Annotated in this window: 14 protein-coding genes; 6 read left to right on the forward strand and 8 right to left on the reverse strand. The window is 52.2% G+C overall.

Translation table 11 applies throughout. From position 1 onward, the window contains the following. The first annotated feature begins 94 nt into the window (after positions 1-94). The 5 genes from ACM615_RS07175 to ACM615_RS07195 all read left to right on the forward strand — a co-directional run bounded on the left by ACM615_RS07175 (position 95) and on the right by ACM615_RS07195 (position 5,146). Positions 95-1,141 (forward strand): 3-deoxy-7-phosphoheptulonate synthase, encoded by a 1,047-nt coding sequence (locus tag ACM615_RS07175; RefSeq protein ID WP_431011707.1) that lies wholly within the window; start codon positions 95-97, stop codon positions 1,139-1,141. A gap of 337 nt (positions 1,142-1,478) precedes the next feature. Further along, complete coding sequence (locus tag ACM615_RS07180; protein ID WP_159281516.1) at positions 1,479-2,513, forward strand: hemin-degrading factor; 1,035 nt, start codon at positions 1,479-1,481, stop codon at positions 2,511-2,513. Further along, the gene (locus tag ACM615_RS07185; protein ID WP_431011708.1) at positions 2,510-3,340 is read left to right on the forward strand and encodes a heme/hemin ABC transporter substrate-binding protein; all 831 of its coding nucleotides are present in this window, start codon (positions 2,510-2,512) and stop codon (positions 3,338-3,340) included. The genes ACM615_RS07180 and ACM615_RS07185 overlap by 4 nt, the downstream gene beginning before the upstream one ends. 17 nt (positions 3,341-3,357) lie before the next feature. Next, entirely contained in the window at positions 3,358-4,365 is a 1,008-nt protein-coding gene (locus ACM615_RS07190; RefSeq protein ID WP_431011709.1) for a FecCD family ABC transporter permease, read from the forward strand. Further along, positions 4,358-5,146 (forward strand): heme ABC transporter ATP-binding protein, encoded by a 789-nt coding sequence (locus tag ACM615_RS07195; RefSeq protein WP_431011710.1) that lies wholly within the window; start codon positions 4,358-4,360, stop codon positions 5,144-5,146. The genes ACM615_RS07190 and ACM615_RS07195 overlap by 8 nt, the downstream gene beginning before the upstream one ends. Positions 5,147-5,199: 53 nt before the next feature. Here the strand turns inward: ACM615_RS07195 and ACM615_RS07200 are convergent, their stop codons facing one another. Then, positions 5,200-6,654: a protein adenylyltransferase SelO gene (locus tag ACM615_RS07200; protein WP_431011711.1), complete on the reverse strand. Its 1,455-nt coding sequence runs from the start codon at positions 6,652-6,654 to the stop codon at positions 5,200-5,202. Positions 6,655-6,778: 124 nt separating this feature from the next. Further along, a complete protein-coding gene (locus tag ACM615_RS07205) occupies positions 6,779-7,582 on the reverse strand; it encodes an EAL domain-containing protein (RefSeq protein ID WP_240783298.1) in 804 nt (267 codons plus the stop codon). A gap of 434 nt (positions 7,583-8,016) precedes the next feature. Here ACM615_RS07205 and ACM615_RS07210 point away from each other — a divergent pair, with 434 nt between their 5' ends. Next, on the forward strand, positions 8,017-8,616 hold the full coding sequence (locus ACM615_RS07210; protein ID WP_431011712.1) for a GNAT family N-acetyltransferase: 600 nt from the start codon (positions 8,017-8,019) through the stop codon (positions 8,614-8,616). Between the two features lie 47 nt (positions 8,617-8,663). Here ACM615_RS07210 and ACM615_RS07215 read toward each other — a convergent pair whose 3' ends face one another. The 6 genes from ACM615_RS07215 to arnD all read right to left on the reverse strand — a co-directional run bounded on the left by ACM615_RS07215 (position 8,664) and on the right by arnD (position 13,692). Further along, positions 8,664-9,677 carry a lipoate--protein ligase gene (locus ACM615_RS07215; protein WP_159281511.1) on the reverse strand — a complete coding sequence of 338 codons (1,014 nt, stop codon included), beginning with the start codon at positions 9,675-9,677 and terminating at the stop codon, positions 8,664-8,666. A gap of 95 nt (positions 9,678-9,772) precedes the next feature. After that, positions 9,773-10,252: an NlpC/P60 family protein gene (locus ACM615_RS07220; RefSeq protein WP_082465713.1), complete on the reverse strand. Its 480-nt coding sequence runs from the start codon at positions 10,250-10,252 to the stop codon at positions 9,773-9,775. 155 nt (positions 10,253-10,407) lie between these two features. Continuing rightward, a complete protein-coding gene (gene arnF, locus ACM615_RS07225) occupies positions 10,408-10,797 on the reverse strand; it encodes a 4-amino-4-deoxy-L-arabinose-phosphoundecaprenol flippase subunit ArnF (RefSeq protein ID WP_112287965.1) in 390 nt (129 codons plus the stop codon). Next, complete coding sequence (arnE, locus tag ACM615_RS07230; RefSeq protein ID WP_129638542.1) at positions 10,794-11,126, reverse strand: 4-amino-4-deoxy-L-arabinose-phosphoundecaprenol flippase subunit ArnE; 333 nt, start codon at positions 11,124-11,126, stop codon at positions 10,794-10,796. Before arnE ends, arnF begins: the two co-directional genes overlap by 4 nt. Beyond that, positions 11,123-12,793 (reverse strand): lipid IV(A) 4-amino-4-deoxy-L-arabinosyltransferase, encoded by a 1,671-nt coding sequence (gene arnT, locus ACM615_RS07235; protein WP_129638541.1) that lies wholly within the window; start codon positions 12,791-12,793, stop codon positions 11,123-11,125. The genes arnE and arnT overlap by 4 nt, the downstream gene beginning before the upstream one ends. Then, entirely contained in the window at positions 12,793-13,692 is a 900-nt protein-coding gene (gene arnD, locus ACM615_RS07240) for a 4-deoxy-4-formamido-L-arabinose-phosphoundecaprenol deformylase (protein WP_112287968.1), read from the reverse strand. Before arnD ends, arnT begins: the two co-directional genes overlap by 1 nt. Positions 13,693-13,694: the final 2 nt, after the last annotated feature.

The raw sequence follows: 13,694 nt of genomic DNA on the forward strand, positions 1-13,694 counted from the left end.
ACAGTGGTTGAATTCATCTGTTTTTGGGTTATTGTGATCGACATCACTTCCCGGTATTCCTGCCGCAGCGAAGAAACAAATTTTCGAGAGCACCATGTCACAAACAGATGAACTGCGTACGACGCGCATCGACAGCCTGATTACGCCTCAGGCACTGGCAGACAAATTGCCAATTTCCCCGTCGGTCGCACAACACGTGATGGAATCACGTAAACGGATTGAAAAAATTGTCAGTGGCGAAGATCAGCGCTTGCTGGTTGTCGTCGGTCCCTGCTCTATCCACGATATTGAAGCGGCGATTGATTACGCGGGAAAACTACGCGTATTACGTGACAAGTATCAGGATCGCCTTGAAATCGTGATGCGCACCTATTTTGAGAAACCGCGTACCGTTGTCGGCTGGAAAGGATTAATTTCTGATCCTGAGCTTAACGGTTCGTGCCGTGTTAATGACGGTATAGAGCTGGCGCGCAAAGTCCTGCTGGCCGTCAATGAGCTGGGTATTCCGACTGCCACCGAATTCCTGGATATGGTGATCGGACAGTATATCGCTGACCTCATCAGCTGGGGCGCGATAGGCGCACGCACCACAGAAAGCCAGATCCACCGTGAAATGGCGTCAGCGCTGTCGTGCCCTGTTGGCTTTAAAAATGGTACCGACGGCAATACGCGTATCGCCATTGATGCCATTCGTTCTTCACGTACCAGCCACATGTTCCTGTCACCGGATAAAAGCGGTCAGATGACTATTTATCGCACCGCAGGCAACCCTTATGGCCACGTGATCATGCGTGGCGGTAAAAAGCCCAACTATCATGCAGAGGATCTGGAGCAGGCTTGCCAGAATCTGGCTGAGTTTGATTTACCGCAGCGTCTGGTGGTCGACTTCAGCCACGGCAACTGTCAGAAACAGCACCGCCGTCAGCTGGATGTGGCAGAAGATATTTGCCAGCAGATCCGCAGTGGTTCTTCAGCGATTGCCGGTATTATGGCGGAAAGTTTCCTGATAGAAGGCACTCAGGCGATTCATCCTGGTAAACCGCTGGTTTATGGCAAATCAGTGACTGACCCTTGCCTGAGCTGGGAAGATACTGAAACCCTGTTGTCGATGCTGGCTGAGGCCACTGACAGCCGGTTCTGATCACTTGCTGGCAACCTTTCCAAGGGCAACTTCGTTGCCCTTTTTTATGCCTGCGGTTCGCCGCGTCTTCCTGACCCCTGCGTTTTTCACTCTGTAAATACTGCACTATCCCTCTTACATTAAAGGGTTACCTGGCAAAAATTACATTCCATCAACAAAAATTTTCTTGATGTGTTCTTGCAATGATTTGATAATGATTATCAAATTGATATTAATTCCCATTACCAAGTGTAAGTTAACGGGCTACTGACCCGAATTTTATTACAAATCATTCACATAACATCGCGAGTTTTTACCAGCCAGCGGGCGGGTGACTTAGGCTAACGAGGAGACAGCAATGCATTCAGTTCACTATCAGGATTATTTACAGGCTAAAGACGCGAACCCGGGTAAATATGCCCGCGATCTGGCGGAAATTTTGGCTATCAGTGAAGCAGAATTAACTGCATTACGTGTTTCCCATGATGCCGCACGACTTGATGTTGATGCCCGCACATTGCTGGCTGCTCTGGAAAATGTCGGTGGAACAAAATCGATTACCCGCAATGATTTTGCCGTTCATGAACAACAAGGTCGTTATGAGAACCAGCATCTGAGTGGTCATGCTGGCCTGATTCTGAACCCGCGCGCACTGGATTTGCGCCTGTTCCTGCAACACTGGCAGCATATTTTCAGTATGTCTGAAAACACGGCTCGTGGCGTTCGCCACAGTATTCAGTTTTTTGATGCTCACGGCGATGCAGTGCATAAAGTCTATAACACCGATGAAACCGATATGGCGGCATGGGACGCGCTGATTGCGCAATACAAAACCGACGTCAATCCGCCATTGCAGATTGAAGCTGCGCCATCGACTCCCGCCCTGAAAGCGGCTGATGCCAGTGCTATCGATGCAGACTGGCGCGCTATGACTGACGTTCATCAGTTCTTCCAGTTGCTGAAACGCCATGACATCAGCCGTCAGCAGGCCTTTGAAGCGGTCGGCGATGACCTGGCATGGCGCGTGGAAAATGGTTCCCTGACCCGTTTGCTGAATATCGCCAAAGAAGACCAAAACGAAATTATGATTTTCGTCGGCAACCGTGGCTGTGTGCAGATCTTCACCGGCCAGATTGAAAAAGTGATGCCGCACGGTGAGTGGATCAACGTGTTCAATGAACGCTTCACGCTGCATCTGGTAGAAAGCGCCATCGCACAAAGCTGGATAACCCGTAAGCCAACCAAAGACGGTTTCGTCACCAGTCTGGAGTTGTTTGCTGCCGATGGTACCCAGATTGCCCAGCTTTACGGACAGCGTACCGAAGGCACGCCTGAACAGACTCAGTGGCGCGAGCAGCTGGCTCAGCTCAGTGGCGAAGGCGTTGCAGCATGAAACTCTCGCTGAAAGCCCTGTTAGCTACCAGCACTTTGCTGGCAGCACCTTTGCTACATGCGGCCGAAAAACTGGTCACTATCGGCGGAGACGTCACTGAAATTGTTTACGCCCTCGGCGCTGGCAATGAACTGGTGGCGCGAGACAGCACCAGTCTGCGTCCGAAGGCAGTTCTGGCGCTGCCGGATGTGGGTTATATGCGCCAGCTAAATACCGAAGGCATTTTATCAATGCATCCTTCAATGGTACTGAGCAGTGAACTGGCTGAACCTTCGCTGGTGTTGCAACAGTTATCACAAAATGGCGTGAAAGTTGTCCGTGTGCCGGGTACCCCTTCTATCAATACCGTGCCTGAGAAAATTGAAGTAATCGCCGCAGCCCTCAACCGTCAGGCTGAAGGGGAGAAACTGATCACCACTTATCGTTCACAGCTTTCGACCATTCGTCATGATGCGCTGCCGGTGAAAATGTTGTTTGTAATGAGCCACGGTGGCATGTCTTCCATGGCGGCGGGACAAAATACCGCGGCGGATGCGATGATCACGTCCGTTGGCGCAAAAAACGCCATGCAGGGATTTAGCCGCTACCGCCCGCTTTCTCAGGAAGGGGTGATTGCAAGTGCGCCGGATATTCTTCTGCTGACCGCAGACGGTGTCAAAACGCTCGGCGGACTGGATCAGGTGTGGAAATTACCGGGTGTAGCGATGACGCCTGCGGGCAAGAACAAACGCGTTTTAGTGCTGGATGATATGTCGCTGCTGGGCTTTGGTCTGCAAACTCCGGCCGTGATGGCGCAACTTCGTCGGGCGGCGGAACAAGCGAAATGAGCAGCATGAGCCCCCCAATGCCATCACGACGCCGCTCGCCGGTTTGGGCGCTGATCGGACTCGGCGGTGCTCTGCTGGTACTGGCTATTCTGGCGGCCAATACCGGCGCGATGGCATTGTCGCTCAGAACGTTAATTTCGCGTCCTTTTGACGATGACCTTTGGCAGGTCTGGCTGAGCATACGCTTGCCAAGAGTGTTACTGGCTGTGGTGGTCGGCTGTGCGCTCGCCAGCTCCGGTGCGGTAATGCAGGGGCTTTTTCGCAATCCCCTCGCAGATCCCGGATTACTTGGGATCAGCAGCGGTGCAGCGCTGGCGGTTGCACTAACGATTGTCATGCCGCTCGCCCTGCCGCCGCTGCTGGCTCTCTACAGCCATATGATCAGCGCCTTCGTCGGCAGTCTGGCGATTTCAGCTATTGTCTTCACCCTGAGCCGTTTCGGGCATGGTGGGTTATCGCGTTTATTACTGGCGGGGATCGCCATTAATGCACTGTGCGGCGCAGCCGTAGGCGTGCTGACTTATGTCAGTGATGATCAGCAGTTGCGTCAGTTCTCGCTCTGGAGCATGGGCAGTCTGGGACAAGCACAATGGCCGACGCTGGCCGTTGCTTCTTCGCTGATCCTGCCAGCCTGCATTGCCGCGTTGTTCATGGCACGCCGTCTGAACATTCTGCAACTGGGGGAGGAAGATGCGCATTATCTGGGCGTGAATGTCCGCCGTACCCAGTTGCAGTTGTTGCTGCTGAGCGCATTGCTGGTGGGTGCGGCGGTGGCGGTTTCGGGGGTTATCGGCTTTATCGGGCTGGTTATCCCGCACCTTTTACGAATGCGTATTGGTGCCGATCACCGCTGGTTGTTGCCCGGTTCTGCCATGGCCGGAGCCTGCCTGTTATTACTGGCGGACACGCTCGCGCGTACATTGGTTGCTCCCGCAGAAATGCCGGTGGGACTGCTGACCAGTTTGATCGGCGGTCCGTATTTTCTCTGGCTGATCCTGCGTCCGGGAGTGCCACGCAATGTCTGATATTTCCTCATCTATGATGGCTGAAAATCTGACGTATTCTGTCAACGGCCGGCGTTTGATTGATGGCGTTTCGATGAGTCTGGAAAGCGGCGAAATGGTGGCGCTGATCGGGCCAAACGGTGCCGGTAAATCGACCCTGATGCGGATGTTGACCGGTTATCTGTCACCCCAGTCGGGGGAATGTTCCATGATGGGCAAACCGCTGAACGACTGGCAGCCACAAGAACTGGCACGCACACGTGCGGTAATGCGCCAGAACAGTACGCTGGCTTTCGGATTTAGTGTCCGCGAAGTGCTGACACTTGGACGTTCGCCCCACGGCCAGCAAAATTTGCAGCGCGCGCTGGCAGAGGTGATGGCGCAGACAGGCTGTCTGAATCTGGCTGAGCGTGACTATCGCCAGCTATCCGGCGGTGAACAACAGCGCGTTCAGCTGGCACGGGTATTAATCCAGCTTTGGCAACCTGAGCCTGCCCCGCGCTGGCTGTTTCTCGATGAACCGACTTCAGCGCTCGATTTATATCATCAGCAACATGCGCTGCGCCTGTTACGTCATCTGACCCAACAGACACCGCTGGCCGTATGCTGTGTCTTGCACGATCTAAATCTTGCCGCATTGTATGCCGACCGGGTTATTTTGTTGCACAGCGGGAAAGTGGTCGCCAGCGGGACACCGGCTCAGGTGCTGAGCGAAGAAACGCTGAGTCGCTGGTATCAGGCCGATTTAAACGTCTGTCCGCATCCGGACACCGCGTTGCCTCAGGTTTTCCTGCGCCAGTAAGTGCCCTGCAGAAATGAAAAGCCACAAGGCATGTTGCTTTGTGGCTTTTTTTGTCAGCTCGAGCAGGATATTTCCAGATGCTTTCCCCAGTCCGGCGGCAGTGCCGCCATCGCGTCATATTGCGGCGCGTCACTGTATGGATCGCACAACGCCTGATGCAGTTGAGTCAGCGCACTGATGTCATCTTTTTCGGCACGTTCAATGGCCTGCTGCGCCATATAATTCCTTAAAATAATTCTCGGATTACACTGTTTCATCGCGTCCTGGCGCGTCGAGTCAGCCACTTCCTCCGTCAGCAGGCGCTGGCGATAAGCCTGATACCAGCTGTCGAAAGCCTCACGATCAATAAATTCATCCCGCAGCGGCGAGCGGGCCTGTTGTTGCTCAGTATGACTTAACAACCTGAAGGTTTGGGTGAAATCCCTGCCCTCTTTCGCCATCAGGCTCAGCAGACCGGTCAGCAGGTCGTTGTCCTGTTTATTCTCGGTAAAGAAGCCCAGCTTTCCTCGCATCAGTGTACCGTACGTTTTCATCAGCGCCGGTTCATACTCACCGAGCGCCGCCTGTAACTGTTCCGTAGTCATCAGACCGGACAGCGTCTGCGCCAACCGGTGCAAATTCCAGTAGGCTACGGCAGGTTGATTATCGTAGCTGTAACGCCCCTGATGGTCAGAATGATTACAGATGTAACCCGGCTGATAATCATCCAGAAAGCCGAACGGACCATAATCGATAGTCAGCCCGAGAATAGACATATTGTCGGTATTCATCACACCGTGAGCGAATCCAACGCTTTGCCATTGCGCCATCAAACTGGCGGTGCGTTCCACCACTTCCGTAAACCAGCGCTGATAACGCAAAGATTCAACTGGTTCACTTTCCAGCAATTCCGGCCAATGATGAGCAATGACATAATCGGCCAGTTGCTTCACCTGTTCCGGCTGTTTACGGTAATAGAAATGCTCGAAATGCCCGAAACGAATATGGCTTTCAGCCACGCGGACCAGCATCGCACCGCGCTCCGGCTGTTCGCGAAATACAGGCTCATCGCTTGTTGCAATCGTCAATGCGCGGGTGGTTGGAATCGATAAATGATGCAGCGCTTCTGAAGCCAGAAACTCACGGACGACGGACCGTAATACTGCGCGACCATCACCCATGCGCGAATACGGCGTCAGTCCGGCGCCCTTCAGGTGCCAGTCAAAACGCTTTCCGCCAGGCAAAACCTGTTCCCCGAGCAGAATGCCACGCCCGTCACCCAGCTGCCCAGCCCAGACACCAAACTGATGCCCGCTGTAGACCTGCGCCAAAGGCAGCATGCCCGGAAAGATTTTCTCACCGCACCAGTATTCGCGGTGGTCAGCGCCGAAAAGAGATGCATCCAGCCCCAGTTCTTGTGCCAGCGACTCGCTATGGTAAAGCAGACGCGCACCTTTCAGTGGCGTCGGTTGCAGCGCGGTGTAAAAACCGGGCAGTTGGTCTGCATAATGGTGTTCGAATTGTGGCATAAATCCCCCTTTTCTTTAGTGTAGGTCTGCTCCGTCGTGATTAACACGGAGTAAATGCAGGGAGATTACCGACGCCCGGGATGAAAAATCCCGATACAGCAGGTGCTGACCGGGATCCTGAATATCAAGACGGCAGTGACGATGAGTGAAATTGAACAGGCCGGTTAAGCAGGCTGTCCATCTCAGCGGGATCAACGCCTGGCCACAACAGGCCTTTTACGCCCTTTATATCCTTTTTATGCAATGCATCGAAATACTCCTGACTGTCCAGCCCGTCCACCACAATATTGCGGCAAAAACGGTTTACATTGCGGATTAATGCCGGCATCACGATCGTAAAATGTTCACCTTCATAAAGTTGCCAGAAGAGGTTTTTATCCAGTTTCACCCACTGAAAAAGATGATCGAAAATCGGCGCCATCGTAATATTCCCGGAACCAAAGTTCTCCAGCCACAGGGTAAAATCTTGTTTTAGTGCAACCAGTTGAATGTTGTTTCTGCCCTGAGAAAGCTGCGGAAATGATTCACTCAGATTGAGATGAATAAAGGGGTGTGCTTTAAAAGCCTCACGGAGATTTTCATCCGCGAGTAATAAAGCCACCTGCTTTTCTTCAACACTGATATTCAAAATAACCTGATTATCGTTAAACCATTGGGCATGCTGATCCGCCCAGACTTGCTGTTCATTGAGAAAACGCAGTAATTGCTGTGGTGTGAGAAGGTTTAACACCAGTTCTGTGGGCATAACCAGCTTGCTGTCTGCACTGGAAAAGCGGCAAATTAATTCTACGGCAAGCAATTTCCCTTCAATGGTGTAGACCGGCTGACACAGATAGCTACTGTTAAAGGCCGTATCGAATTGTATTTTCATTTTTATCCAAAACATCAACGGCACTGCTAATTGATTAATAACCTTTTTGACTATCAATCAGATCATAAAGATGCCGGAGCCCCGAGGCGTAACCGAAACGTCAGAGAAATTGATATCAAGAAAGAGCCAGCCCGGTTGTCAGTAAAAAGCGACCAGGGTGCTGATAACTGCGTAATAAAGCGTTGCAAGATGTGACTCCCCTTTCTCACCTTCTAATTTGAGGGATATGTCAGTCAATACAGGGGGTTCAGACTAATCTTATCGTCAGCAGGGAAAACACGCAACGTGCACCATGAGTGCTATCAGACATATTTAGACAAATTAACGGTCACTCATTGCGCTATTGTCCGGGGGGAGTCGTATTCAACTATTTTAGTTAATGGTTATAGTGTCTTAAGAGATATGGCGCAAGCCATCCGCCTGCAATTGAAGTCTCTACTCCAGACTCTGTCACTCCTCTAATCCAGTAAAAAACCAGAGGTTATTATAAAATGTCAGTCGCGTTATGGTTAAAAGAAACGGTTCTGAAAAGCCGTACAATCAGTTTGCATCCCTTACGTCATGACCATGCAGATGCACTGGCTGAAGCCGCTGCCGATGGCGAATTATGGGAACTGTGGTTTACCTCAGTCCCGCGCCCGGATACGGTTGGAAAGTATATTGATGATGCCCTGAATGAACAGGCGGCAGGACGCGCTTTGCCGTTCGTTGTTGTCCATAATGAAACCCGGAAAGTCATCGGCACGACGCGATTTTCCAACGCCGATGTGAAAAATCACCGGCTGGAAATTGGGTTTACCTGGTATGCGCAACGTTTCCAGCGAACCTCTGTGAATACCGAATGTAAGGCACTGATGCTGGAGTATGCGTTTGAACAACTTCAGGCGATTGCCGTCGAATTCAGGACTCACTGGCATAATCATAAATCACGTGCAGCAATTACCCGCCTGGGGGCTAAACAGGATGGCGTCTTACGCAATCACAGCAAAAATGCTGACGGCAGCTATCGTGACACCGTGGTGTTTTCCATCATTGACCATGAATGGCTGATGGTGAAAAGAAGCCTGCAACACAAGCTGAGCCGTGGCTAAAATATTTCCCGGAAACGCACAAGAAGGGCCATCTCCGGGATTCAAACCTACTGAATACAACGCATCAGCCAGGATTGCAGTTCGGTCAGTTCTGCCCGCATCGCGGGATTCTGCTCAATGATTTCCTGGCACGTTTGCCCCACATCCTGCGCATGATAGCGCGTACCGACCAGCGCATCGGCTAAGGCCAGTAACGGCGCAGGGTGCAGGCTGTCTGTGAAAATCTGCGCCCGGCTGATACTGCCTTTTTCAACGTCAAAGTGAATATCCACGCCGCCCCAGATAAAACGCTCGTTCAGCAGATGGCTGAACGCTGGTGCCTTGCCAAAATTCCATTCCCAGCTGCTTTGTTTAGCAAATCGCTCCGCGAAGCCCGGAATATCAGGGAAGACATCCGGTGAGATGATTTCCGGTTCCACACTTGCCCCGTACCAATCAAAGAAAGCGGCAATAACGGCTTCGCAAATCTGCTCGTGGTTGATGTCCGGTACAAATTCACTGAGATTCGCCACCCTTGAGCGCACTGACGTAATTCCCTTCGCCTGCAGCTTTTTGACATCAGGATTGAGATAGTTTGCCAGACGGCTCAGATCAGCGTTAAGCAGCAATGTGCCGTGATGAAACCCGCGATCTGCTGTTTCACGGTACGCTGACCCCGAGATTTTCCGCTCCCCTTCCGCGGTCTGGACCACCAGATCGTTGCGACCGGAGGCGCTGGCATCTATCCCCAAACGTTTTAGGGCATCGAGGATAATGTTGGTCGAGACACTTTTATCATATTCCGGTTTGCCGGCCATAAACGTAAAGCAGGTATTGCCCAGATCATGAAACACCGCACCACCGCCGCTGCTGCGGCGCGCCAGGCGAATGCCGTCTTCTTCCATTCTCCGGGTATTACATTCTTTCCAGGGATTTTGCGCCTGCCCGATCACCACCGTTTCGGCATTCCGCCAGAGGAATAACACCCGCTGAGTGGTCATTTCGCGGAAAATGCAATCTTCTACGGCAAGGTTGAACCAGGGATCGTAAGAATCGGAAAGTAACAGTCTGAGAGGTTTCATCGCATATTCATCCTGAATGAGTCTGCTCTGATAATAACAGCAAAAAACAGGATGAAATACGCAGTGAAATCAGGGGGAATGGGTTTTATACCGTATCAGATACGACGAGCCTGCCAGTACACTTTGCGCCAGTAGACGTTATCGAGCGAAGAACGCGTGACGCCCTGACTGGTTGAGGCGTGAATAAACTGATCTGCAGTATCATAAATCCCGACGTGCAAGCCGTTCTCCCCGCTGCCGGTTTTAAAGAAAACCAAATCGCCGGGAAGCAGTTCATCACGGGAAACTTTTGTGCCAATTTTCGTTTGATCGGCCGTCGTTCTTGGCAAAACCACCCCAAAACGATCGCGATAAGTACGAAAGACAAAGCCCGAGCAATCCACGCCGCTGGGTTGTAAACCACCATAGCGATAAGGCGCACCGTGCCATTGACTGAGCTGATCATTGAGCTCGGCAACCACGGTTATAGAATCAGCGAACCGGCCACTTGGCGGTGGCGCGTGGCTGCTGCAACCGTTAAGAATTAACGCGGCAACAGCCAGCAGGGAATACATGGATACGGACGACCAGCGCATAGTGCATTCCTTCCTCAATAGCGTCACGGCATCACCGGAACACGAAGGTTTACGCGGGCCGGATAAGTCGCCGTTATCTAAGAACTAATAGAATTTAGCGCTATTTTATCCGTCATCCAATCTTTTGTGATGATTTTTATCGTTTCAGAATGAATTCATTGAGACTTTTTGACAGGTTTACTGTGGATCAGGCAGACACCGGACAAGATAAGTAAACCGCCCAGTGTTTTGGTTAAGCTGATGCTTTCATTGAACCAGGGCAAGGTGACCGCCGCGATATACACCAGCGCATAACTCAGACTTAGTAAGGTATAAGCGCGGTTGAGCGGCAAATGCCGTAAGGCAAAGAACCAGCAGCCCATCGAGAATACATACCCGCATAACCCCAAAAACACGGCAGTCAGTGCGCTTAAATGGCTAAGAATAAACGAGGTGTCAATGGCAGACAGAGCAATCCACGGGATCTGCACCATCCCCCATTTCATCAGCAACTGCGCTGCTGTTACCAGTAAGACGCTGGCCCCGCCCCACAAATAGCCTTTCATAAGCTGACACTCATCAGTGCAATCCCTGACATGATTAACGCAACGCCACACCAGTGGCGTCCGTCGACGTGTTCATGGAAAAACCAGCGGGCACACAATGTGATCAGAACAAAATTCAGACTGAGCATCGGATACGCCAGACTCAGCGGCAGCAGTTGTAACACCCGCAGCCACAAGAGCATGCCGATGCCAAGCAAAAGCACCGCCAGCCCAAGCCAGCGCAGAACGCGCGCCAGACCGTCAGCGGACACCTGAGCGGCCTGCTTCTGACATAGCTGGCCGGCACAGGTGATCACACTAACTGCCAGCACCAGAAGGAATCCGGTCATGGCAGTTTTTTGTAGAACAGTATCGCCTGACGATCAAACTTCACTGTTTGGTCAGCAGCCGGCATTGTTGATTTCACATGCGCATTGCGGTCAAGTCTGAGGATCACAGAAACATTTCCTTCCTGACGGGCTTTCTGCAGCCATGCCGGGAAGCCAGCCGCATCAATAAAGTTATCTTTAGCATCAGGATAACTTAATCCGTATTGCAGCTCGCCTTTTTCATCAAACATCAGGATATCACTGCGCTTCAGCGACCAGGCAACCGCAGTGGCTACGCCGACATTATCTGCCAGGATAAAACGGCTGTCCTGCAACAGGTCGTTGTGCTGTTGTAAAAAGTCCTGAGGTTGTTTTGAATCTATAATTTTCTGCGGCATAGCCTGCCCGACCAGCAGCGCCAATACCAGCGGACAGATAGCGCCCCAGTACCAGCGTTTTTTCACATCGGTCAGTGACATTGCCCCTGCCAGCGCCCACACGGCAAAACAGAGAATACCGATCAGAGCGCGGGGTAACTCCGTACGGGTAAAGACGGCTTTAACGTGGAACGGCAGAATGCCGGATATCACCAGTACAGCAACTGCCATCAGAACACCAAAAATGATGTTAATGACGCCATTCGCTTTCAGTGCGCGTAACTTCCCTGACTGCCGGATTTGTTCAAGATGATCGGCCATCAGCAAGGCAATCGGCGCTATGCACGGCAGAATGTAAGTCGGCAGTTTACCTTTAGCGATGCTGAAGAAGATCAGCGGCATAATCGCCCAGCTCAGCAGGAAGAACAGCTCCGGGCGCATGACGCGCTGAGTCCAGCCCTGGCGCAGCGCACCCGGCAACAGACCGAGCCACGGCAGAACGCCCAGACAGATCACCGGCAAATAGAACCAGAACGGCGCTTTATGTTGGGCATCCGATTCTGCAAATCGCTGAATATGCTCGACCCAGAAGAAGTAATTCCAGAAATCAGGTTCATGCCGCGCAATCGCCAGCACCCACGGCAGACTGAGAACCACAGCACTGAGAACCGCCAGCGGTCCCCAGCCAAACAGGGTTTTGAAACGCTTTTCACGCCAGACAATCGGCAGAACTGCAATCACCGGCAGCGCCAGCGCCAGAAACCCTTTGGTCATAAAGCCCATACCGCAGGCCAGTCCAAGCGCTATCCAGCTCATGGCTTTTTGCGGTGTACGCGAAACCCGCAGGCAGAACCAGGTCGCTACCATAGCCGCAGTCATCCAAAGCGTGATCATCGGATCAAGAACGCTGTAGGTACCGATACTGAACACCAGCAAGGTGGAAAGGTAGATCAACACGGCAGTGTAAGCGGTCTGACGATTACGCCACATCAGATTTGCCAGCCAGAACACCAGAATGGCGCTCAGCATAGTGCTGAATACTGAACCAAAACGCACCGCAAAGTTGCTGTCACCGAAAATCATCTGGCTGATATTGTTAAACCAGTAACCTGCCACCGGTTTTTCAAAATAGCGCAATCCGAGAAGATGAGGCACAACCCAGTCGCCGCGCTGAAGCATTTCGCGGCTGATTTCGGCATATCGGGTTTCATCTGGTTGCCATAACAGGCGGGTATTAAGAGGAACAAGGTAAACGAGCGCGAAGAACACCAGGATCATGGTGCTCCATACGCCTTTAATTGTTTTCGACATCAGGACAAACCTTCTTGCTGACAGCCTAACCAACCTTCCCGACCGGGGAAACTGGCGCGAACCACTTTGCCTTTTGGCAACGTACTGAGATCTTGCGGCAGTAACTCGCCCAGCGCGCAAAACCGGATACCCTGTGCAGCAGCACGGGTCAGTAACTCGTCAAATTGCGTTGCCAGCGACATTCCTTCAACTTCGGCGTGGATGGTGTACACCGGCACGCCGGTATCCTTGGCGATAGCATCAAGAATAAAATCGTTGAAGTTATCCGCCGTAATTTCGCCGCCCGCCACTTCATCGTAAGTCGGCAGCGTCACCGGAATTTGTACGGTTCCCGGGGTTCCATTTTCCAGCACCGGCAGGAAAGGATGGGTTCCGCGACAATCACTGTTGTAATAGAAATGAAAACGCTCTTTCACTTCTATGACGCGTTCATCAGCACGCCAGCCAGCCACTGCCGAACATTCGACGTCATGACCCAGGCTTTTTTCCAGTGCATCCAGCCCCAGCCGGATTTGTTCTTCCAGCTGTTTCTCAGACCATTTGCCGACTTTCGCCTGCCAGCCCTGATGGTCCCAGGCATGCAGTCCGACTTCGTGGCCCCGTTTTGCGGTTTCTTTCATCAGATACCCGAGGTCACGGGCGATGGGTTTACCCGGCCAGGCGGTACCCGCCAGCAGGATATCCCAGCCATAAAGGGAGGCAGCGTTAGAGCGCAGCATTTTCCACAGAAAGCGCGGTTTAAGCAGGCGCCACAAGTGGCGCCCCATGTTATCCGGGCCAACGCTGAAGAAGAAACTGGCGGTAATTTTATGTTTTGCAAGGGTTTGCAGAAGCTGAGGGACACCCTCCCGGGTGCCGCTCCAGGTATCCACATCAATGCGCAGACCCACTTTCTTCATGT

The organism is Rahnella sp. PAMC25617, assembly GCF_050606005.1.
Lineage (GTDB): Bacteria > Pseudomonadota > Gammaproteobacteria > Enterobacterales > Enterobacteriaceae > Rahnella > Rahnella variigena.

Bases quoted from the DNA above. Each gene is read 5' to 3' on its own strand.
- arnF (WP_112287965.1), bottom strand. From the start codon at position 10,797: ATGAAAGGCTATTTGTGGGGCGGGGCCAGCGTCTTACTGGTAACAGCA.
- ACM615_RS07180 (WP_159281516.1), top strand. From the start codon at position 1,479: ATGCATTCAGTTCACTATCAGGATTATTTACAGGCTAAAGACGCGAAC.
- ACM615_RS07175 (WP_431011707.1), top strand. From the start codon at position 95: ATGTCACAAACAGATGAACTGCGTACGACGCGCATCGACAGCCTGATT.
- arnT (WP_129638541.1), bottom strand. From the start codon at position 12,793: ATGTCGAAAACAATTAAAGGCGTATGGAGCACCATGATCCTGGTGTTC.
- ACM615_RS07185 (WP_431011708.1), top strand. From the start codon at position 2,510: ATGAAACTCTCGCTGAAAGCCCTGTTAGCTACCAGCACTTTGCTGGCA.
- ACM615_RS07215 (WP_159281511.1), bottom strand. From the start codon at position 9,677: ATGAAACCTCTCAGACTGTTACTTTCCGATTCTTACGATCCCTGGTTC.
- ACM615_RS07220 (WP_082465713.1), bottom strand. From the start codon at position 10,252: ATGCGCTGGTCGTCCGTATCCATGTATTCCCTGCTGGCTGTTGCCGCG.
- ACM615_RS07190 (WP_431011709.1), top strand. From the start codon at position 3,358: ATGCCATCACGACGCCGCTCGCCGGTTTGGGCGCTGATCGGACTCGGC.
- ACM615_RS07195 (WP_431011710.1), top strand. From the start codon at position 4,358: ATGTCTGATATTTCCTCATCTATGATGGCTGAAAATCTGACGTATTCT.
- arnE (WP_129638542.1), bottom strand. From the start codon at position 11,126: ATGACCGGATTCCTTCTGGTGCTGGCAGTTAGTGTGATCACCTGTGCC.
- arnD (WP_112287968.1), bottom strand. From the start codon at position 13,692: ATGAAGAAAGTGGGTCTGCGCATTGATGTGGATACCTGGAGCGGCACC.
- ACM615_RS07200 (WP_431011711.1), bottom strand. From the start codon at position 6,654: ATGCCACAATTCGAACACCATTATGCAGACCAACTGCCCGGTTTTTAC.
- ACM615_RS07210 (WP_431011712.1), top strand. From the start codon at position 8,017: ATGTCAGTCGCGTTATGGTTAAAAGAAACGGTTCTGAAAAGCCGTACA.